Origin of the sequence: Micromonospora sp. NPDC050784 (assembly GCF_044456765.1) — a bacterium.
Classification (GTDB): Bacteria; Actinomycetota; Actinomycetes; order Mycobacteriales; family Micromonosporaceae; genus Micromonospora; species Micromonospora foliorum.
On sequence record NZ_JBITGG010000008.1, the window covers coordinates 81,753 to 101,508 of the forward strand.

At 72.5% G+C, this 19,756-nt stretch carries 15 protein-coding genes; 10 read left to right on the plus strand and 5 right to left on the minus strand.

Annotated features, from left to right (window positions below):
* The first annotated feature begins 167 nt into the window (after nt 1–167).
* From ACIBD9_RS13440 to valS, 6 genes are all read left to right on the plus strand, one after another.
* Nucleotides 168–1,601, plus strand: a complete 1,434-nt coding sequence (locus tag ACIBD9_RS13440; protein ID WP_396717326.1) for an FAD-binding oxidoreductase — start codon at nt 168–170, stop codon at nt 1,599–1,601.
* An 87-nt stretch (nt 1,602–1,688) separates the two neighbouring features.
* Nucleotides 1,689–3,173: a DNA-3-methyladenine glycosylase 2 family protein gene (locus ACIBD9_RS13445; protein WP_396717328.1), complete on the plus strand. Its 1,485-nt coding sequence runs from the start codon at nt 1,689–1,691 to the stop codon at nt 3,171–3,173.
* Nucleotides 3,170–3,679: a methylated-DNA--[protein]-cysteine S-methyltransferase gene (locus ACIBD9_RS13450; protein ID WP_396717330.1), complete on the plus strand. Its 510-nt coding sequence runs from the start codon at nt 3,170–3,172 to the stop codon at nt 3,677–3,679. The genes ACIBD9_RS13445 and ACIBD9_RS13450 overlap by 4 nt, the downstream gene beginning before the upstream one ends.
* A 38-nt stretch (nt 3,680–3,717) precedes the next feature.
* Nucleotides 3,718–5,574 carry an ABC transporter ATP-binding protein gene (locus tag ACIBD9_RS13455; RefSeq protein WP_396717332.1) on the plus strand — a complete coding sequence of 619 codons (1,857 nt, stop codon included), beginning with the start codon at nt 3,718–3,720 and terminating at the stop codon, nt 5,572–5,574.
* Nucleotides 5,571–7,451 carry an ABC transporter ATP-binding protein gene (locus ACIBD9_RS13460; protein WP_396717334.1) on the plus strand — a complete coding sequence of 627 codons (1,881 nt, stop codon included), beginning with the start codon at nt 5,571–5,573 and terminating at the stop codon, nt 7,449–7,451. The genes ACIBD9_RS13455 and ACIBD9_RS13460 overlap by 4 nt, the downstream gene beginning before the upstream one ends.
* Before the next feature lie 93 nt (nt 7,452–7,544).
* Complete coding sequence (valS, locus tag ACIBD9_RS13465; RefSeq protein ID WP_396717336.1) at nt 7,545–10,109, plus strand: valine--tRNA ligase; 2,565 nt, start codon at nt 7,545–7,547, stop codon at nt 10,107–10,109.
* A gap of 43 nt (nt 10,110–10,152) precedes the next feature.
* Here valS and ACIBD9_RS13470 read toward each other — a convergent pair whose 3' ends face one another.
* From ACIBD9_RS13470 to ACIBD9_RS13490, 5 genes are all read right to left on the minus strand, one after another.
* Nucleotides 10,153–10,797 (minus strand): hypothetical protein, encoded by a 645-nt coding sequence (locus ACIBD9_RS13470; protein WP_238662754.1) that lies wholly within the window; start codon nt 10,795–10,797, stop codon nt 10,153–10,155.
* 93 nt (nt 10,798–10,890) lie between these two features.
* Nucleotides 10,891–11,601 carry an ABC transporter permease gene (locus ACIBD9_RS13475; RefSeq protein WP_387169193.1) on the minus strand — a complete coding sequence of 237 codons (711 nt, stop codon included), beginning with the start codon at nt 11,599–11,601 and terminating at the stop codon, nt 10,891–10,893.
* 1 nt (nt 11,602) lies between these two features.
* Complete coding sequence (locus tag ACIBD9_RS13480) at nt 11,603–12,514, minus strand: ABC transporter ATP-binding protein (RefSeq protein WP_091406310.1); 912 nt, start codon at nt 12,512–12,514, stop codon at nt 11,603–11,605.
* Entirely contained in the window at nt 12,514–13,419 is a 906-nt protein-coding gene (locus ACIBD9_RS13485; RefSeq protein WP_238662751.1) for an ABC transporter permease, read from the minus strand. The genes ACIBD9_RS13480 and ACIBD9_RS13485 overlap by 1 nt, the downstream gene beginning before the upstream one ends.
* The gene (locus ACIBD9_RS13490) at nt 13,412–14,326 is read right to left on the minus strand and encodes an ABC transporter ATP-binding protein (RefSeq protein ID WP_091406315.1); all 915 of its coding nucleotides are present in this window, start codon (nt 14,324–14,326) and stop codon (nt 13,412–13,414) included. The genes ACIBD9_RS13485 and ACIBD9_RS13490 overlap by 8 nt, the downstream gene beginning before the upstream one ends.
* A gap of 239 nt (nt 14,327–14,565) precedes the next feature.
* Here ACIBD9_RS13490 and ACIBD9_RS13495 point away from each other — a divergent pair, with 239 nt between their 5' ends.
* From ACIBD9_RS13495 to galT, 4 genes are all read left to right on the plus strand, one after another.
* On the plus strand, nt 14,566–16,080 hold the full coding sequence (locus ACIBD9_RS13495) for a glycosyltransferase family 2 protein (RefSeq protein WP_396717339.1): 1,515 nt from the start codon (nt 14,566–14,568) through the stop codon (nt 16,078–16,080).
* A gap of 88 nt (nt 16,081–16,168) precedes the next feature.
* Nucleotides 16,169–17,698 (plus strand): adenylyl-sulfate kinase, encoded by a 1,530-nt coding sequence (gene cysC, locus ACIBD9_RS13500; RefSeq protein WP_396717341.1) that lies wholly within the window; start codon nt 16,169–16,171, stop codon nt 17,696–17,698.
* Nucleotides 17,699–17,808: 110 nt separating this feature from the next.
* Nucleotides 17,809–18,633: a DeoR/GlpR family DNA-binding transcription regulator gene (locus ACIBD9_RS13505; protein ID WP_396717343.1), complete on the plus strand. Its 825-nt coding sequence runs from the start codon at nt 17,809–17,811 to the stop codon at nt 18,631–18,633.
* Nucleotides 18,630–19,706 carry a galactose-1-phosphate uridylyltransferase gene (gene galT, locus ACIBD9_RS13510; RefSeq protein WP_396717345.1) on the plus strand — a complete coding sequence of 359 codons (1,077 nt, stop codon included), beginning with the start codon at nt 18,630–18,632 and terminating at the stop codon, nt 19,704–19,706. Before ACIBD9_RS13505 ends, galT begins: the two co-directional genes overlap by 4 nt.
* Nucleotides 19,707–19,756 lie beyond the last annotated feature (50 nt).

Below are 19,756 nucleotides of genomic sequence, written 5' to 3' on the forward strand. Positions count from 1 at the left end.
CGGAGATCCCGGTCACCTCCGCGCGGCACTCCCCCGTACCGGCGAGCGTTGCGCGCCGCGGCGACCAGCGGGCACCGGTCCGCCGAATTTGTCGAGGCCGGTGTGCCCGCTCATCCTTGGCTCATGACCGATCCCGGACACCCGAGGTGCGAGCTGCGGGGGCGACGATGAGCACCGCCATGGCCCGGGTGCCCGACTCCCTGCGGGGGCAGATCGTCACACCCGGCGACCGCCGGTACGCGCACCTGCGCTCGACGTACACCCGGTCGGCGTCGCCGGCCGCCGTCCTGCTGCCAAAGACCACCGCGCAGGTGGTCGACGCGCTCCGCTACGCGCGGGAGCAGCGGCTGCCCATCGCGGTCCGCAGCGGCGGGCACGGCCTCTCCGGAGCCTCGTCCAACAACGGTGGGATGGTCATCGACCTCTCCATGCTCAACCGGGTTCAGGTGATCGACGAGCGGGCCGGGCTGGTCCGGGTCGAGGCCGGTGCCCGCTGGGCGAACGTCGCGAAGGCGCTGGCCCCGTACGGCCTGGTGATCAGCTCGGGTGACTACGGCGGCGTCGGCGTCGGCGGGCTGGCCACCGGCGGTGGCGTCGGCTGGCTGGTCCGCGCCCACGGCCTCACCATCGACCGGGTCCGCGCCGTCGAGGTGGTGCTGGCGGACGGGACGCTGGTACGCGCGGACGCCGACCACGAGCCGGAGCTGTTCTGGCTGGTCCGCGGGGCCGGGGCCGGCGCGGGAATCGTGGTGGCCTTCGAGATCGAGGCGGCCGAGCAGCGCAACGTCGGTGTCGCGCAGCTGGTCGTCGAGGCGCACCCGGACGGCCGCACCGTCCGGGAGTGGACGAGCTACCTCGCGCAGGCGCCACGGGAGCTGTCCGCCGCCGCCGTGGTGTTCGCGGAGGGTCGATCGGTCCTCATGTCCATCACGGCCGTGGTCGCCGCCGAGAGCCTGCGCCGGGCCCGGCCTGCGGTGGAACCCCTGCTCGCCATCGGCAAGGTGCTCGAACACCGGACCGACCTGCTGCCGTACCCGACGCTGGTGCCGACCGCGCACCTCAACCCCAACGTCGGGCAGCAGCGTGGCACGACCACCAACGGTCTGTTCACCGCGCTGGACGACGCCGGGGCGCGGGCCGTGACGCGGGCGGTGACCGGGCCGGGGCGGGCGGTGGTCCAGCTCCGCTCGCTGGGCGGGGCGGTCAACGACGTCGCTTCCGACGCGACCGCTTACCCGCACCGTCACCAGGACACGCTGATTGTGGCCTCGGTGTTTCCGCCGCAGGCCGACGCCGCGTTGAACGCCGCCTGGCGGGCCGCCGGGGCGCGCGCCGACGGCGCGTACGTCAACTTCGAGAGCCGGCCGGACCCGGCCGCGTTCGCCCGGATCTACCCGGGCGAGACCGGGGCCCGGGTCCGACGACTGTGGAAGCGGTACGACCCGGACGGCGTGTTCCGATCGGCCCTGCTGACCGGCCAGGCCAACCGCGCCAGCCAGGGCAACCGGTCCAGCCAGGGCGCCGGTGCCGGCCAGGCCGGCCGGACCGGGCAGGCGACCCGGACCGGTCGGTCCGGTCAGCCGCACCGACGCCGCCGCTGACGCCGTCGCGGGTCCCGCACCGGACGCGCACACCCAGGTCCGATTCCCGCCAGCCGACGACCCGTCGAGCGGGGCATCATCGGTGACATGGAGATGGACTTCGAGCGGTGTTACCGGGCCGTGGACAGCCGTGACCAGCGGTTCGACGGCTGGTTCTACACCGGCGTGACGTCCACCGGCATCTACTGCCGGCCGTCCTGCCCGGCGATCACGCCCAAGCGGCAGAACGTCCGGTTCTTCCCGTCCGCAGCCGCCGCGCAGGGTGCCGGGCTGCGCGCCTGCCGCCGCTGCCGGCCGGACGCCGCGCCCGGCTCCCCGCTCTGGGACGTCCGCGCGGACGTGGTGGGCCGGGCGATGCGGCTGATCGCCGACGGGGTCGTCGACCGCGACGGCGTACCGGGGTTGGCCTCCCGGCTGGGCTACACCGAGCGGCACCTGCACCGGATGCTGAGCGCCGAGATGGGCGCCGGGCCGCTCGCGCTGGCCCGGGCCCAGCGCGCCCAGACCGCCCGGATCCTGATCGAGACGACCGACCTCGCGATGGCCGAGATCGCGTTCGCCGCCGGCTTCGGCAGCGTGCGGCAGTTCAACGACACGCTTCGCGAGGTGTACGCGAGCGCCCCGTCGGACCTGCGCACGGCCCGTGGCCGCCAGCAGGCGCCGGCCGGGGCGGGGACCATCGCGCTCCGGCTGGCGTACCGCCCACCGCTGCACGCCCGGGCGCTGCTGGACTTCCTCGCGGTGCGGGCGTTGCCCGGTGTTGAGGAGGTCCGCGACGGGACGTACCACCGGGGTCTGCGGTTGCCGCACGGCACCGGCCAGGTGGCGCTGACCCCGGCGGACGGGCACGTGGGGGCGACGTTGCGCCTCGCCGACCTGCGCGACCTGGCGCCGGCGGTGGCCCGCTGCCGGCGGTTGCTCGACCTGGACGCGGACCCGGCGGCCATCGACGCCACGCTGGCCGACGACCCGGCGCTGGCCCCGACGATCACCGCCGAACCCGGCATCCGCGTCCCTCGCGCCGTCGACGGCTTCGAGCAGGCCGTCCGCGCCATCATCGGCCAACAGGTCTCGGTGACGTCCGCACGAACAACCCTCATCCGCCTCCTCTCCGCCCACACTCGCGTTGATCATGAGGTTGACGAGGCCGATGGAGATCGAACACCAGGCCAACCTCATGATCAACGCGGTGGGCTGCGGGGGTTCTTGAGCGCGGAGGAGCTTTTGTCGCTGCCGGACTCGGGGTTTGGGATGCCTGTGGGGCGGCGGGAGGCTCTGCGGGGGCTGGCTCGGGCCGTCGTGGACGGATCCGTTGACCTGGCGGCGGGGGTGGATCGGGGGGAGGCCGTTCGGCGGCTGATCGCGCTGCCCGGCATCGGTCCTTGGACCGCCAACTACCTGGCCATGCGCGCCTTCGGCGACCCGGACGTCCTGCTCAGCTCAGACCTCGCGGTCCGGCGCGGCGCCGCCGCGCTCGGCCTACCCGACACCCCGACAACCCTCGACCGGTACGCCGAACGTTGGCGTCCCTGGCGGTCCTACGCCACGATCAGACTCTGGAGAGCGGCATGAACATCGACAGCACCGTACTGAGCACACCGGCCGGCCCGCTGAGCATCCTCGCCGGCCCCGACGGTGACGTACGGGCGGCCGGCTTCACCCCGGACCCGACGGCGCTGCTGCCCCTGGTCCACCCGACCCTGCGGGCACCGCTACGGGAGCGGGCCGATCTCGGGCCGGTCAGCGCGGCGGTCCGCTCCTACCTGGACGGTGACCTCGCCGCCATCGACACGGTGCCGGTGCGGCAACGCACCGGTGGAGAGTTCATGGCGTACGCCTGGCAGGTGCTGCGCGACGTGCCGCCGGGCACCCCGGTCACCTACACCGGGTACGCCGCGCTGGCCGGTCGACCACCGGCGGTGCGGGCCGCCGCGGCCGCCTGCGCCCGGAACGCGGCAGCCCTGTTCGTGCCCTGTCACCGGGTCCTCCGCACCGACGGGACGCTCGGCGGCTACCGCTGGGGGCTGGACGTGAAGAGGTGGCTTCTCGGTCATGAGCGGCGCTTGACAACAAGCTGACAGAGGCATCGACACCTGTTAGACGCTACCGTCTGGTAGTGCCTGTGGAGAGCGACGGCGACCCGGCCGCCCGGGCCGCCGCGGGCACCCACCCCGCGCACAACCTCTGGCGGCTTCGCCCCTACCTGCGCCCGTACGCCGCCGAGTTCGCCTGGCTGCTGGTCGCGGGGCTCGCCGGCACGGCGGCCGGGATCGCCGTACCGCTGGTGGTGCAGCGGGTCGTGGACGGGCCGGTGGCCCGACACGAACCGGCCGGGCTGCTCCAACTCGGCGGCCTGGCGCTGCTGCTCGGCGTCGTCGAGGCGGTGCTCATCTTCATCCGCCGCTGGGTGCAGTCGTCCTCGGCGGTGGGCATGGAGGCGGCGCTACGCGCCGACGTCTACGCCCACCTGCAACGGCTGCCGACGAGCTTCCACGACCGCTGGCAGTCCGGCCAGTTGCTCTCCCGGATCACCAGCGACCTGTCGGTGATCCGCCGGTTCCTCTCCTTCGGCGTGTTCTTCCTGGTGCTCAACCTGACCACGTACGTGGTCGTGGTGGTGCTGCTGATCAACCTGCACGCGGCGCTCGGGATGCTGGTCGCGGCCAGCGCGGTGCCGCTGCTGCTGATCAGTCGTCGGTTCGGGCGGCACTACCACGCCGCGTCCCGCCGGATGCAGGACCAGCAGGGCGACGTGGCCACGCTGGTCGAGGAGACCGCGCAGGGCCTGCGCACCATGAAGGCGTACGGGCGGGGGCCCGAGCTGGCCGCCCGCTTCGCCGGTGCGGCCCGGCGGCTGCACGACACCGGCGTCGGCAAGGGGCGGCTGCTGGCCAACACCTCGGCGCTGCTCGACCTGGTGCCCAACGTGACCCTGGGGGTGGTACTGGCGGCGGGGGCGGTCGCCGCCGCCCAGGGCACGCTCACCATCGGCGAACTGGTCGCGTTCGTCAGCCTCCAACTAATGCTGATCTGGCCGGTGCAGTCGCTGGGTTGGATCATCGCCAACGGTCAGGAGGCGGCAACCGCGGCCGACCGGATCCAGGAGGTGCTGGACACTCCACCCCAGATCGTGGATTCCCCCGGTGCGGTCGCGCTGGCCCGCGACGCGGTGCACGGTCGGCTGCGCTTCGAGCGGGTCGGGTTCAGCTACCCGGGTGCCACCACGGCGGTGCTGCGTGAGATCGACCTGAGCATCGAGCCGGGCGAGACGCTGGCCCTGGTCGGGGCCACCGGCTCCGGCAAGAGCACGCTGCTCTCCCTGGTGCCCCGGCTGCACGAGGTGACCGCCGGCCGGGTCACCCTGGACGGGCACGACCTGCGCGAGCTGCGGCTGGCCTCGCTGCGCCGGCTGGTCGGGGTGGCGTTCGAGGAGCCCACACTCTTCTCCATGTCGGTGCGGGAGAACCTCACCCTGGGTCGCCCGGACGCCGGTGACGACGAGATCCGCGTGGCCCTCGCACTGGCCCAGGCCGACTTCGCGTACGACCTGCCCTGGGGGTTGGCCACCCGGGTGGGCGAGCAGGGGTTGTCCCTCTCCGGCGGGCAACGGCAACGGCTCGCGTTGGCACGGGCCGTGCTCGGCCGACCGGCGGTGCTGGTGCTGGACGACCCACTCTCCGCTCTCGACGTGCACACCGAGGCCCTGGTCGAAGCGGCGCTGCGGCGGGTCCTGCGCGACAGCACCGCGCTGCTGGTGGTGCACCGGCCGTCGACGATCGCCTTGGCCGACCGGGTCGCCCTGCTGGAGGACGGGCGGATCACCGCGACCGGCCGGCACTCCGACCTGCTGGCCACCGTCCCGGCGTACCGGGCGCTGCTCGCCGCCGAGCCGCCCGCCGGGCCCCTACCGCCGGCCGGCGCCAGCGGGCCGAGCCCGTCCCCTTCGGACGGGTGGGGGCTGGTGCGCTCGTGAGCGTGCCGGAGCAGGCCGACCCAGCTCCCGAGGAGGAGCCGGAGCTCACCCGCTGGCGGGGCACCGCCACCGATCCGGAGGCCGACCGCAGTCGAGCCGAGGACACCAGCCCCGAGGCGGTGACCCGGCTGCGCCGGCTCAGTCGGACCCTGCTGGGCGACCTGCTCCGCCCACACCGGCGACGACTCGTCACGGCGGTCGGCCTGCTGCTGGCCCAGAACGCCGCCGCGATGGCCGGCCCGTACCTGGTCATGATCGGCATCGACCGGGCCATCCCGCCGTTGCGCGCCGGTGACCCCGGCCCGCTGATCACCGTCGCCGGGGCGTTCGCGGTGGCCTCGGTGACCGAGTACGCGGCCCGCCGCGGCTTCCTCACCCTCTCCGCCCGGATCGGCCAGTCCGTCCTGCTCGACCTGCGGCAGCGGGTGTTCGGGCACTTCCTGCGGCTGTCGGTGGGATTCCACGAGCGGTACACGTCCGGCCGGATGGTCTCCCGGCTCACCAGCGACCTGGACTCGATCGCCGAACTGGTCGACGGTGGGATCGACAGCCTGGTGCTGGCCGGCCTCTCGATCCTGTCGGTGGCCGCCATCCTGCTCTGGCTGGACCTGCCGCTGGCCGCGGTGACGCTGTTCGCCTTTCCGTTCCTGTTCTGGCTCTCCCGCTGGTTCGCCCGGTCGTCGGCGAGCGCGTACCGACGGACCCGGGACGCGGTCGCGCTGGTCATCGTGCACTTCGTCGAGTCGATGCGGGGCATCCGGGCGGTGCAGGCGTTCCGCCGGGAGCCCCGCAACCAACGGATCTTCGTGGCGCTCGGCGACGACTACCGACGAACCAGCCTGCACGCGTTCCGGCTGATCGCCACGTACTCGCCCGCGATCAAGCTGATCGGCAACGTCACCGTGGCGGTGGTGCTCTGCTACGGCGGTTGGCGGGTGCTCGGCGGGCAGACCGAGATCGGCGTACTCGCCGCGTTCCTGCTCTACCTGCGCCGCTTCTTCGAGCCGATGCAGGAGCTGAGCCAGTTCTACAACTCGTTGCAGTCGGCCACCGCCGCACTGGAGAAGCTGGCCGGGGTGCTCGACGAACGACCGGCCGTCGCCGAACCGGCCCGGCCCACGCCGCTGCCCACCGGGCCCGGCCATGGTGAGCTGATCTTCCGGGCGGTCAGCTTCGGCTACCGGGCCGACACCCCGATCCTCTGCGGGCTGGAGCTGACCGTGCCGGCCGGGCAGACCGTGGCGCTGATCGGGCCCACCGGGGCCGGCAAGTCGACGATCGCCAAGCTGGTCGCCCGGTTCCACGACCCCGACGCCGGCACGGTCCGGTTGGACGGGATCGACCTGCGCGACGTACGCGACGCCGACCTGCGCCGCGCGGTGGTGCTGGTGACGCAGGAGAACCACCTGTTCAGCGGGACCGTTGCCGAGAACATCCGGTTCGGTTGCCCGGGGGCCGACGACGACGCCGTCCAGACCGCCGCGCGGGCGATCGGCGCGCACGACTTCATCGCCGCCCTACCCGAGGGGTACGCCACTCAGGTGCACCGACGCGGCGGCCGGCTCTCCGCCGGGCAACGCCAACTGGTCGCGTTCGCCCGCGCGTTCCTGGCCGACCCGACCGTGCTCATCCTGGACGAGGCGACGTCGTCGCTGGACGTGCCGACGGAACGTCTCGTGCAGCGGGCACTCGGCACCATCCTGCGCGACCGCACCGCACTGGTTATCGCCCACCGACTCTCCACCGTGGAGACCGCCGACCGGGTGCTCGTCCTCGACGGCGGAAAGGTCGTCGAGGACGGCCCACCCGCCGTGCTGGCCGAGGCCGACGGCCGGTACGCCGCCCTGCACCGCCAGTGGCGCGACTCGCTGGTCTAGCGGGGCCGCCCCGGTCGTGGCCGTTCCCCGTCGGCCGGTGGGTTCGGCCGCAACTACGTCGCCCCGCACCCGGTAGGTGCCTACGATCGCAGGATGACCGATACGGCGAGGACGGCCCGCGCCGGCGTTCCCGAGCGTCCGACCCTGGACGGGCTCGAGGAGAGCTGGGCACGCCGCTGGCAGGAGGAAGGCACGTACGCGTTCGACCGCTCGAAGGAGCGCAAGGACGTGTACGCCATCGACACCCCGCCGCCGACCGTATCGGGCGAGTTGCACATGGGGCACGTCTTCTCGTACACGCACACCGACACCACCGCGCGGTACCAGCGGATGCGCGGCAAGGCCGTCTTCTACCCGATGGGCTGGGACGACAACGGCCTGCCCACCGAACGTCGGGCGCAGAACGTGTACGGGGTGCGCTGCGATCCGTCGCTGCCGTACGACCCGGTGTGGCGACCACCGGCGGCTCCGGTCGACGACGCGGCCCGCCGCGACCCCACCCCGATCTCCCGACGCAACTTCATCGAGCTGTGCGAACGGTTGACGGTCACCGACGAGCAGGCCTTCGAGGCGCTGTGGCGGCGGCTCGGGCTCTCGGTGGACTGGTCCCTGACGTACACGACGATCGGCCGGATGGCCCGGACCACCAGTCAACGGGCGTTCGTGCGCAACCTGCGCCGCGGCGAGGCGTACCAGTCGGAGGCGCCGACGCTCTGGGACGTCGGCTTCGCCACCGCGGTCGCCCAGGCGGAGTTGGAGGACCGGGAGCGCCCCGGCGCCTACCACCGGCTGCGGTTCGCCGCGGCCGACGGCCGGGAGGTGCTCATCGACACCACCCGGCCCGAGCTGTTGCCGGCCTGTGTGGCGCTGGTCTGTCACCCCGACGACGAGCGGTACGCCGACCTGGTGGGCGGCACGGTGCGCAGCCCGCTGTTCGACGTCGAGGTGCCGGTGTACGCCCACCCACTCGCCGAGCCCGGCAAGGGCACAGGTGTCGCGATGGTCTGCACGTTCGGTGACCTGACCGACGTGACCTGGTGGCGTGAGCTGGGGTTGGACACCCGGGTGGTGATCGGCCGGGACGGCCGGCTGCTCCCCGAGCCGCCGCACGGGGTGCCGGCACAGCCGTACGCGGCGCTGGCCGGGCAGACCGTCAACGGCGCCCGCCGGGAGATCGTCGGGATGTTGGCCGACGCCGGTGACCTGATCGGCGAGCCGCGCCCGATCACCCACCCGGTGAAGTTCTACGAACGCGGCGACCGGCCACTGGAGATCGTCTCGACTCGACAGTGGTATCTGCGCAACGGCGGCCGGGACGAGGCGCTGCGTGCCACCCTGCTGGCCCTGGGCGAGCAGTTGCACTGGGTGCCGGCGCACATGAAACACCGCTACGACAACTGGGTGGGCGGCCTGAACGGGGACTGGCTGGTCAGCCGCCAACGCTTCTTCGGGGTGCCGGTGCCGGTGTGGTACCGGCTCGACGACACTGGCGAGCCGGACTGGTCCCACCCTCTCACGCCGGACGAGTCCGCGCTGCCGGTCGATCCATCCACCGACGCGGCACCCGGTTACGACGAGTCGCAGCGCGGCCGGCCGGGCGGCTTCATCGGCGATCCGGACGTGCTCGACACCTGGGCCACGTCCTCGCTGACCCCGCAGATCGTCGGTGGCTGGGAGACCGACCCGGACCTGTTCGCCCGGGTGTTCCCGATGGACCTCCGACCGCAGGGGCAGGAGATCATCCGGACCTGGCTCTTCGACACCGTGGTCCGCTCGCACTTCGAGCACGGGGTGCTGCCCTGGCGGGACACCGTGCTCTCCGGCTGGATCCTCGACCCCGACCACAAGAAGATGGCCAAGTCCAAGGGGAACGTGGTCACCCCGCTGGCCCTGTTGGAGCAGCACGGCTCGGACGCGGTGCGCTACTGGGCGGCCAGCGGCAAACCCGGCATGGACCTGGCCTTCGACCCGGCGCAGATCAAGGTCGGCCGGCGGCTGGCCACCAAACTGCTCAACGCGTCCAAGTTCGCGCTCGGGCTGGGCGCGGCGGACGCGCTGCGCGCCCCGGCGACCACACCACTGGACCGGGCCATGCTCGCCGAGCTCGCCACCGTGGTCACCGCCGCGAGCACCGCCTTCGACTCGTACGACCACACGGCGGCGTTGCAGGTGACCGAGGCGTTCTTCTGGCGGTTCTGCGACGACTACATCGAGCTGGTCAAGGAGCGCGCCTACGGCACCGGCGCGGCGGCCGACTCCGCACGGGCGGCGCTGGCCTCGGCGCTCTCGGTGCAGCTGCGGTTGTTCGCCCCGGTGCTGCCGTACGTGACCGAGGAGGTCTGGTCGTGGTGGCGGTACGGCTCGGTGCACCTGGCGACGTGGCCGACCACCTACGAGGTGACCCGGACGATCGAGGGGTCGGGTGAGCCGGCGCTGCTGCGGCTCGCCGGTGACGCGTTGAGTCAGGTGCGACGGGCCAAGTCGGAGCGAAAGCTGTCGATGAAGGCGGAGGTGCCGTTGGCGGAGGCGCTCGGCCCGGCGGCGCTGCTGGAGCAGCTCACGCTTGTCGCCGACGACCTTCGGGCAGCGGGTCGGATCGGCAAACTCGACCTGCTCCCGGACCGTACCCCGGAGTTGGTCATCGCCTGCGCATTCTGACCCGTGTCCGCCGCCGCCCGCGCGGGCGGCGGCGGCCGGCGGGTCACCAGCCGCGCAGGAAGCGCAGCCCGAGCAGGAACGCGACCACGGCGGGCCCCACCAGCAGGGTGATCGCCTGGAGGCGGTACGGCATCCGGTGCCGGGTCAGCTCCCCCGCGTTGCCCAGCACGATGGCCCCGGCCAGCATCAGGAACGCACCCCACCAACCGGTCTCCAGGTGGATCAACTCCACCCGGATCAGTTGCAGGGTCAGGCCGAGCAGCGCACCGGTCAGCGCGAGCAGGGCCACCGCCCGGTGCAGGCCGCGGGCCAGCGGGTGGGCCGCCCGCCAGCCGTAGGTGCCGGCGACCGCCAGGCAGGGCAGCACCACCAGGAGCGGCCAGCCCCGCCCCATCACACCGAACATCAGTAGCGCGCCGACCGCGAAGACGATCGTGCCGACGCAGGCGAGCATGTACCCGGCGAACGCCCGGCCACCGCCGCGGGCCAGCAACGGCCCACCGCTGGCCGCGATCAACGCGGCCGGGATCAGGATGAACACCGCCCACCAGTGGAACTGGCCGCTGCCCTGGGCCGCCGTGGCGACCGTGGCACAGGCCAGCCCGGCGACGGCCAGGCTGGTCAGCCACGGCCGGCTGCTCCGGGAGTATGGCTCAGCCAACGACGTCCGCTCCGCTTCGACGCTCACGCCCTTCAGCCTGGCCCGATGGGGCCCGACCGGTCCATCCGGCCAGCCCTACCGCCACGCGGGGGCTGGCCGGAACAGCGCCTCGCACCGCGGTCAGCTCGTCTCGCCAGCCACGCTGAACGAGCGCAGGCGGTCGATGGCGAGCACGGTGAAGCCGACACTGACCAGCGCGGTCATCACCGACGCCACCGGCACCGACACGGTCGTCTCCAACAGCCCGGTGGGGGCGATCCGGTCGGCGAGGGCGATCACGTACTGCTGGATGGAGAGCACCTTCGTGCCGCTGACGAAGTTGCCCAGCAGCCCCTCCCAGATCAACACGTAGACCAGGCCGAGCAGCACCGGTCGCCTGGTGACCAGGCTGAGCGCGAGGAACAGCGCCGAGTACGCCAGCGCGCCGAGCGCCGCCGCGACCGCGAGCGCCAGACCGAGGCGTACCGAATCGGCGAGCACGCCCGCGACGTAGAGCGGCACCGCGACGGTGGCCGCGCTGACCCCGGCGGCGACCGCGAGCTTCGGCAGCACGATCTGCCAGCGCGGCAGCGGCTTGGTCAGGATGTGCACGACAGTGCCGTCGTCGATCTCGGCGCCCAACACGCCCGTGCCGACGATCAGCGCGACCACCGGCAGCACCACGGCCAGCCCGAGGCCGACCAGCACCGGCGGCCCCCACTCGCCCGGGTCCACCCCCAGCGACCGGCAGAGCACGGCCAGCCCGAGCAGCACCAACGGCAGCGGAAGCAGCAGCAGGAACCGACGCCGGCCGAACAGCCCGCGTGCGGTGATCCAGGTGATTGTCGACATGTCAGGCCTCCACCAGGTAGGAGAAGACGCTCTCCAGGGACTCGTCGGACGGCACCAGCTGGCGCACCCGGATGCCTTTGTTCAGTGCGATCCGGGGTAGCGCCCGGGTGAACGCGCCGTAGTCACCGGCCCGCACGGTCAGGCCGGTCGGGTCCAACTCGACCCCGCTCACCGACGCCTCGGCGATCAGCGCGACGGCCAGCGCCCGGTCGTCGGTGGAGCGCACCGCGAAGACGTGCGGGCGGTTGGTCATCAACCGGCGGATGGTCCGGAAGTCGCCGGAGGCGGCCAACCGGCCGGCCACCATCACCTGCACAGTCCCGGAGACCTGCTCGACCTCCTCCAGGATGTGCGAGCTGAACAGGATCGTCCGGCCGGCGTCACCCAGGGTGTGCAGCAGCTGCATCATGTGCAGCCGCTGGCGGGGGTCCATGCCGTTGAACGGCTCGTCGAGCAGCAGCACCTGCGGGTCGTGCACCAACGCGGCGGCCACCCGGGCCCGCTGACGCATGCCCTTGGAGTACGTGCCGATCCGGCGGTCCTGCGCCGACTCCAGCTCCACCAGGTCGATCGCCCGCCGGGCCGCGGCCGCGGGATCGGGCAGCCGGTGCAGCTTCGCGCTGGCCAGCACGAACTCGTACGCTGTGAGGAAACCCTGCACCGCCTCCCGTTCACTGACCAGCCCCAGCCGCCGGTAGACGTCGGGGTTACGCCAGGTCGGCTCGTCGTCGAGGGTGACCGTGCCGCGCGACGGGGCGAGGAACCCGGCCATCATGTGCAGCAGCGTGGTCTTGCCGGCGCCGTTCGGGCCGAGCAGGCCCGTCACGCCCGGCCCCAGGGCCATGCTGATGTCGTTGACCGCGACCACGTTGCCGTACCACCGGGACACCCCGGTCAGGCTCAGCGTGCTCATCAGGAGGCGACCTTCCGGTAGCGGGCCAGCAGGAGGGCGGTCGCGCCGGCGACCAACAGCACCGCGGCCAGGGCGTAGACCGGGCCGAACCCGCCGATCATCATTTCGCCCGGATCGCCCTCGACCAGCAGGTCACCCAGCGACCAGATGCCCACCCCCTGCACCAGCGTGGAGGGCGAGGCGAGCCCGGCCAGCTCGTTGGCGGCGCGCGACGGCAGGATGCTCAGCACCCCGACGATCGGGGTGGTCATCAGGAAGACCGCGACCACCCCACCGGCGGCGAAGGCGCGCTTGCCGGTCAGCGACGCGACCAGCAGGCCGACCGAGGCGAAGACCACCGCCCACAGCCCGGCGTAGAGCAGCCCGGGCAGCAGGTCGAGCAGCTCGTTCCACACTCCGCGCATGCCCTGCTTGGTGGTGAACGCGGCACCCAGGAACATCAGCAGCTGCGGCCCGCCGAGCAGCAGCCAGAGGGCGGTGACCAGCGCCAGCAGCTTGGCCAGCGCGTAGTCGGCGCGCGGCAGCGGCCGGGAGAAGTACAGCGGCAGCACACCGCTGCGCAGGTCCCGGGAGACCAGCTCCGGTGCGACGACCGCGACGAAGAAGATGACCAGCCAGCTCATCGCGTCGGCGAACTGGGCGTACGTGGCGACCGGCTCGCCGATCTGGCTGCGTACCGCGGCCAGGGCCACCGCGACCAGGGAGACGATGCCGACCACCAGCCACGGGAAGATCTTGGCCTTGGCGCTGCGCCCGAAGCCGAACGCGGTGCGCAGACCGTGCAGGTAGAGGGCGCCGAAGACCTGTCGGCGGCCCAGCCGTGGGCCCTGGTAGCGCTGGTAGCCGATGTCGTGGATGACACCAGTCGGCGTGGGGCGTACGGCGGTGGTGGACGACTCAGGCATGAGTGAGCTCCCTCGTGGCGAAGAGTTCGGCCACCCGGTGCCGGCGCTGGTCCAGTCGGTGCAGTGGCAGGTCCAGTTCGGCGACCGCACCGAGGATCAGGTCGTAGGTGCCGTCGTCGGCGAGCGGCACGAGCAGCAGTCGCCCGTCCCGGGCGACCGGCAGCTTCAGCTCGGCGAGTCGGGCGGCGAGCTCCTCGGTGCCCTCGCTGACCTCCACGGCGAGCACGTCGGTGGCCGAGGTCATCGCGGAGATGTTGTCGGCGCGCAGCAACCGGCCGCCGTCGATGGCGATCAGCGTGTCGCAGATCCGCTCCACCTCGCCGAGCAGGTGCGAGCAGACCAGCACGGAGATGCCGAACTCGGTGCCGATCCGGTGTACCAGGGCCAGCATGGCGTCGCGTCCGGCCGGGTCCAGGCCGTTGGTCGGCTCGTCCAGAAGCAGCAGGTCGGGGTCGTGCACCAGCGCCTGGGCCAGCTTGACGCGCTGCTTCATGCCGGTCGAGTAGCCACCGACCGGGCGGTAGCGCTCCTCGTAGAGCCCCACGTGCCGCAGCGCCTCCGAGGCCCGCTCACGAGCCGCGGTGCGGGGCAGGCCGCTCATCCGGCCGAGGTGGGTGACCAACTCGGCGGCGGACAGGTCCGGTGGGAGGCAGTCGTGCTCCGGCATGTAGCCGACCCGGTTGCGGACGGCCGCCGGGTCCGCGGTCGGGTCGATGCCGAGCACCGAGACCTGACCACTGGTTGGTGCGATCAGGCCGAGCAGAATCTTGATCAAGGTGGATTTTCCGGCGCCGTTCGCGCCCACCAGGCCGATGATCCCGGGCTCGACGGCGACGGTGAGGTCGGCCAGCGCGGTGACCCGACCTCCGTACGTCTTGGTGAGCGACTGGGTCGCGATCAGTGTCACGCGCCCAGCGTAGGGAGTCGATGCCCAGCATGGACACCGGCACGCCCCCTGTGCTCCCCTGATCCTTTCCCGGCCGGACCCCTAAGGTCCCCGGCGCGGCTCTGGCGACGTTTCCGCCGGTCCCGCGTCCGGCCCGACCCCGCCTCGGGAAAGACACACCAAAGGTGACACCATTCACCTCCCGTTCACCAGACATCGACCCGTCTGGTGATCGACCGACGACGCGGGAAGGGGTCCTGATGGCCGAGGCGGGCGTCCCCAAGGTGAGCGTCGTGGTGCCGGCGTACAACTCCGGCCAGCACATCGAAAAACTCATCGCCTCACTGCTGCGCCAGTCACTGCCCGCCGACGAGTTCGAAGCGATCTTCGTCGACGACGGCTCGACCGACGACACCGCCGAGCGCCTGGACCGGCTGGCCGCACAGCACGCCCACATGAGGGTGCTGCACATCGAGAACTCCGGCTGGCCGTCGCGCCCGCGGAATCTCGGCGTCGACCACGCCCGCGGCGAGTACGTCTTCTTCGCCGACGACGACGACTGGTTCGCCGACGAGGCCCTCGAACGGCTCTACGCGTACGCGAAGGCGAACGACGCGGACATCGTCATCGGCAAGATGGCCGGGTACGGGCGCTTCGTGCCGCGGGAGCTGTTCCGGAAGAACCGCCCCGCCGCCACCCTGGCGAATTCGCCGCTGATCGACAGCCTGACCTGCCACAAGCTGTTCCGACGCGCATTCCTCGTCGAGCACGACCTGCGATTTCCGGAGGGCGGCAAGCGTCGGCTGGAGGACCACTCGCTTGTCGTTCGGGCCTACTTCAAGTCCCGACACACCTCGGTGCTGTCCGACTACACCTGCTACCACCACATCCTCCGGCGCGACGCGCGCAACGTCACCGCGGCCCTGCTGGAGCCGTCGAGCTACTACGCGGCCGTGCGCGACGCACTGGACATCGTCGACGCCAACACCGAGCCGGGCCAGCTGCGCGACCGACTGCACCGGCGCTGGCTGCGCAACGAGATGCTCAGCCGACTGCGGGGTAAGCGGCTACTGGACGCCCCGGAGGACTGGGCGCAGCAGGTCGCGCTGGAGAGCCAGCGAATCATCCAGGAACGGTTCGCTCCGGGCGTCGCCGGCGGGCTGCCGCCCCTGCTCCGGGCCGTGGCGTACCTGACGGAACGGGGTCGTTTCGCCGACCTGCGGCGCCTTGCCCGCTGGGAGGCGGGGATCGCGGCACACGGCAGGGTCGACGAACTCCAGCACGTCGACAACTCCATCACGGTGACCGTCGCCGCCGAGCTGCGTTCCGCGAACCAGCCGGTCGGCTTCCGCTCCGACGACGGCCGCGACGTGCTGGTCCTTCCGATGGAGGAGATCGCGCCCGAGGTGCTCGACTCCACCGCGCAGGTCCGCAAGGCCCGCCTGGATCTGGTCGCCCGTCGCCGCGAGACCGGCGACGAGATCTTCATCCCGACGACCTTCGAGACCGAGCGGATCACCGGTACGACGCCGGCGGACACCGTCCACCTGGTGCACCGGGGCACCGCCACGATCGACTTCGGTGCTCTCAACGGGGGCCGGACCCGGGGCAGCTGGATGCTCAAGGCCCGGATCACCAACGTGGGCTGGACCGAGGACGCGCGACTGCCGCTGCTGTTCATCTGCCGGGCCGACGGGTCGCGACCCCGGATCCGCGACGAGCGGAAGGTGTGGAACCGGGTGCGGTCGGCGGTAGGCCGACGGATCAAGCGCTGATCCGCCCGCGCGGGTCGTGGAGTGGCGCCCTCGACCGATCGGCGGTCGGCTGCGAAACTGTGTGCCGGTCAGCGAGTGGGGGGTGTGGATGAGCAACGGCTGGGTGCTGCCCGACGAGGTGCTACGGGACGCACCGGCGTACACGCCACGTCCCGGTGAGCTCGCGGATCTGGAGCTGCTGCTGACCGGCGCGTACGCCCCTCTGACTGGTTTCATGACCCGCGCCGACCTGGTCTCGGTCAGCCGACGCGGCCGGCTGGCCGACGGCACGCCGTGGCAGGTCGCGGTCGTCCTCCAGGTGCCGGCCGCACTGGCGCAGAGCTTCGATCCGCGCGACCCGGCTCGCCGGGCGCTCGTGTTGACCGACGGGGAGGGCGCCCCGGCGGCCGCCCTGGACGTGGCCGACGTCTGGCCGGTGCGCGACGGCGTGGCGGGGGTGGGCGGTCAGGTCCGGCGACTGGGCGACGGTGGGCACGGTCCGTTCCAGCGACTGCGCCGTAACCCGGAGGAGGTCCGCGCGCTGCTGCCCCCGGGCCGGGTGCTCGGCGTGATCGCCGATCGGCCGTTGCACCGTCCGCAGCTCGCCCAGATCGCCCATGCCGCCCGCACCCTGGCCGCTCATCTGCTCGTGATGATCCCGGTCGGTGAGGGCGGCGCCGACGGGCTCCCGCCGGAGGCGCTGGTCCGTGCGATCTTCGCCGCCCGGGACCGGATGCCGCCCGCCACCCTGGTCGCGGTGCCGCTGTCGCACCGACGCGAGGAGATCAGTGACGCGTTGCTGCGCGCCCGGGTCTCCGCCGCGTACGGGGTCACCCACCTGCTCTCTACCGGGGAGATGCTCTCCGGTGCCGGGCTGCGGGTGCTGGTGCCGCGCGAACTCGCCTACGACAACCGGGACGGGCAGTGGCGTTGGCGGGAGGACATCCCACCGCGCAACCGCCGGCTCGCGCTGACCCAGCCGGAGATCGACGACCTGCTCGACCGGGGTTTCCCGCTACCGGAGTGGCACACCCCGCCCGCCGTGGCGCGGGAGTTGGCCCGGGCCCGGCCGCCGCGTCGGCAACGAGGGCTGGTGGTCTTCCTGACCGGCCTCTCCGGCTCCGGCAAGTCGACGATCGCCCGAGGGCTGGCGGACGCGCTGCGGGAGAACGGCGACCGCACGGTGACCCTGCTCGACGGGGACGTGGTGCGCCGGGAACTCTCCGCCGGGCTGGGCTTCAGCAAGGCCGACCGGGATCTCAACGTCCGGCGGATCGGCTGGGTGGCCGCCGAGATCGCCCGGCACCGTGGGGTGGGCATCTGCTGCCCGATCGCCCCGTACGCGGCGGCCCGCGCCACCGCCCGGGAGATGGCCCTCGCCGCCGGGGCGGGTTTCGTGCTGGTGCACGTGGCCACCCCGCTGGAGGTGTGCGAGCGGCGGGACCGTAAGGGCCTGTACGCGCGGGCGCGGGCCGGCCTGCTCACCGGGATGACCGGCATCGACGACCCGTACGAGGAGCCGACCGACGCCGATCTGGTGCTCGACACCACCGACCTGAGCGTGCCGGACGCGGTGCAGGCGGTGCTGCACCACCTGACCGAGACCGGCTGGGTGGAGTTGAAGATCGCCACCGCCTGAGTCGTCGCCGTACCCGTTCCTTCCACCGCTGACCGCTACGCGCTAGTGTTCATCTTTGTTGGAACACGTTTGACCGCGTGAGGTCGTGGACGTCCGGGGAGGCACGGCTGATGCTCGCTCAGCAGCGGCAGGCGGCCATCCTGGAGTGGGTCCGCTCCACCGGCGGCGTCCGGGTCAGCGAGTTGGCAGGCGAGTTCGGCGTGTCCGACATGACCATCCGGCGTGACCTGGATGCGCTGCACGAGCGCGGCCTGCTGGCCAAGGTGCACGGCGGTGCCACGACCACCGGGCCGAGCTCGACCGACGAGCCGGGCTTCCACGCCAAGTCGGTCCGCCAACTGCCGGAGAAGGCCGCCATCGCCGACCGGGCGGCCCAGCTGGTCCGGCCGGGAGCGGCGGTCGCGCTCTCCGCCGGCACCACCACGGCCGAGCTGGCCCGCCGGCTGGTGGACGTGCCCGAGCTGACCGTCGTGACCAACTCGCTGCCGGTGGCCGAGATCATGCACGCCGGTGGCCGCCCGGACCAGACGGTGGTGCTCACCGGCGGCGTACGCACACCGTCGGACGCGCTGGTCGGTCCACTCGCGGTCGGGGCCGTCCGGTCACTGCACCTGGACCTGCTCTTCCTGGGCGTCCACGGCATCACCGAGCGGGCCGGCTTCACCACCCCGAACCTGATGGAGGCGGAGACCGATCGGGCGCTCGTGGCCGCGGCCGACCGGCTGGTGGTGCTCGCCGACCACACCAAGTGGGGCACGGTGGGCATCTCCTCGATCGTCGAGTTGGCGGCGGCCCACGTACTGGTCAGCGACGACCGGTTGCCTCCACCCGCACGACGGGTACTCGGCGAACAGGTGGGCGAACTGATCATGGTGAAGGCGACAGGGGCGGGCCGCGTGACGCGCACGCCGACAACTGAGGGGACGGCGCCGTGAAGCGCACCGCGATCGACCTGGCCGACGGCCGGGAGCTGATCTACTTCGACGAGCGCGACGACGCGGTCCGCGACCAGCCGGACCGCCGGGACCTGCCCCCGCCTCCCCCCGCGTCGCAGCTGCGCTACGACCCGTTGACCGACGAGTGGGTGGCGGTAGCCGTACACCGGCAGACCCGCACCTTCCTCCCACCGGCGAACGAGTGCCCCCTCGACCCGTCGGCGGGCGACCGGCTGACCGAGATCCCCGCCCCCGACTACGACGTGGTGGTCTTCGAGAACCGGTTCCCGTCGCTGAGCGGCCGGGTCGCCGAGGAGCCCGGGGAGATCACCCCGTTCACGCCGGTCCGGCCGGGCCTCGGCCGGTGCGAGGTGGTCTGCTTCACGTCCGACCACAACGCCTCCTTCGCCAGCCTGCCTCCGCGCCGGGTCCGCACCGTGCTGGACGCGCTCGCCGACCGCACCCAGGTGCTCGGCGAACTGCCCGGTGTCGAACAGGTCTTCTGTTTCGAGAACCGCGGCGTCGAGATCGGTGTCACGCTGCACCACCCGCACGGGCAGATTTACGCGTACCCCTTCGTGACGCCGCGCACCCGCGCGCTGCTGGCCGCGGCGCGCCGGCACGCCGAGCGGACCGGCGGGGGCAACCTGTACGCGGACGTGCTGGCCGCCGAGCGCGCCACCGGCGACCGGGTGGTCACCGAGAACGAACACTGGACGGCGTTCGTCCCGGCGGCCGCGCGCTGGCCGTTCGAGGTGCACATCGCGCCGCACCGCGTGGTGCCGGACATCTCGGCGCTCAGCGACAGCGAGCGGGACGCCTTCGGGCCGCTCTACCTGGATCTGCTGCGCCGCTTCGACGGCCTGTTCGACATGCCGATGCCGTACATCTCGGCCTGGCACCAGGCGCCCGTGCGGGCCGACCGCGAGCTGGGCCACCTGCACCTACAGCTGTTCAGCATCCGGCGGGCCAAGGACAAGCTGAAGTACCTGGCGGGCTCCGAGTCCGGGATGGGCGTCTTCATCAACGACATCGCCCCGGAACGCGCCGCCGACCTGCTGCGCGCCGCCTGAGCGGCCCGCCGTGCGCGGTGCCTGAGCTTGGCGCGACCCCGCCGTGCGCG

Coding starts and splice junctions, on each gene's coding strand:
- ACIBD9_RS13495 (WP_396717339.1), top strand. CDS start 14,566: ATGGCCGAGGCGGGCGTCCCCAAGGTGAGCGTCGTGGTGCCGGCGTAC.
- ACIBD9_RS13450 (WP_396717330.1), top strand. CDS start 3,170: ATGAACATCGACAGCACCGTACTGAGCACACCGGCCGGCCCGCTGAGC.
- ACIBD9_RS13445 (WP_396717328.1), top strand. CDS start 1,689: ATGGAGATGGACTTCGAGCGGTGTTACCGGGCCGTGGACAGCCGTGAC.
- ACIBD9_RS13485 (WP_238662751.1), bottom strand. CDS start 13,419: ATGCCTGAGTCGTCCACCACCGCCGTACGCCCCACGCCGACTGGTGTC.
- ACIBD9_RS13480 (WP_091406310.1), bottom strand. CDS start 12,514: ATGAGCACGCTGAGCCTGACCGGGGTGTCCCGGTGGTACGGCAACGTG.
- ACIBD9_RS13505 (WP_396717343.1), top strand. CDS start 17,809: ATGCTCGCTCAGCAGCGGCAGGCGGCCATCCTGGAGTGGGTCCGCTCC.
- valS (WP_396717336.1), top strand. CDS start 7,545: ATGACCGATACGGCGAGGACGGCCCGCGCCGGCGTTCCCGAGCGTCCG.
- ACIBD9_RS13475 (WP_387169193.1), bottom strand. CDS start 11,601: ATGTCGACAATCACCTGGATCACCGCACGCGGGCTGTTCGGCCGGCGT.
- cysC (WP_396717341.1), top strand. CDS start 16,169: ATGAGCAACGGCTGGGTGCTGCCCGACGAGGTGCTACGGGACGCACCG.
- ACIBD9_RS13440 (WP_396717326.1), top strand. CDS start 168: ATGAGCACCGCCATGGCCCGGGTGCCCGACTCCCTGCGGGGGCAGATC.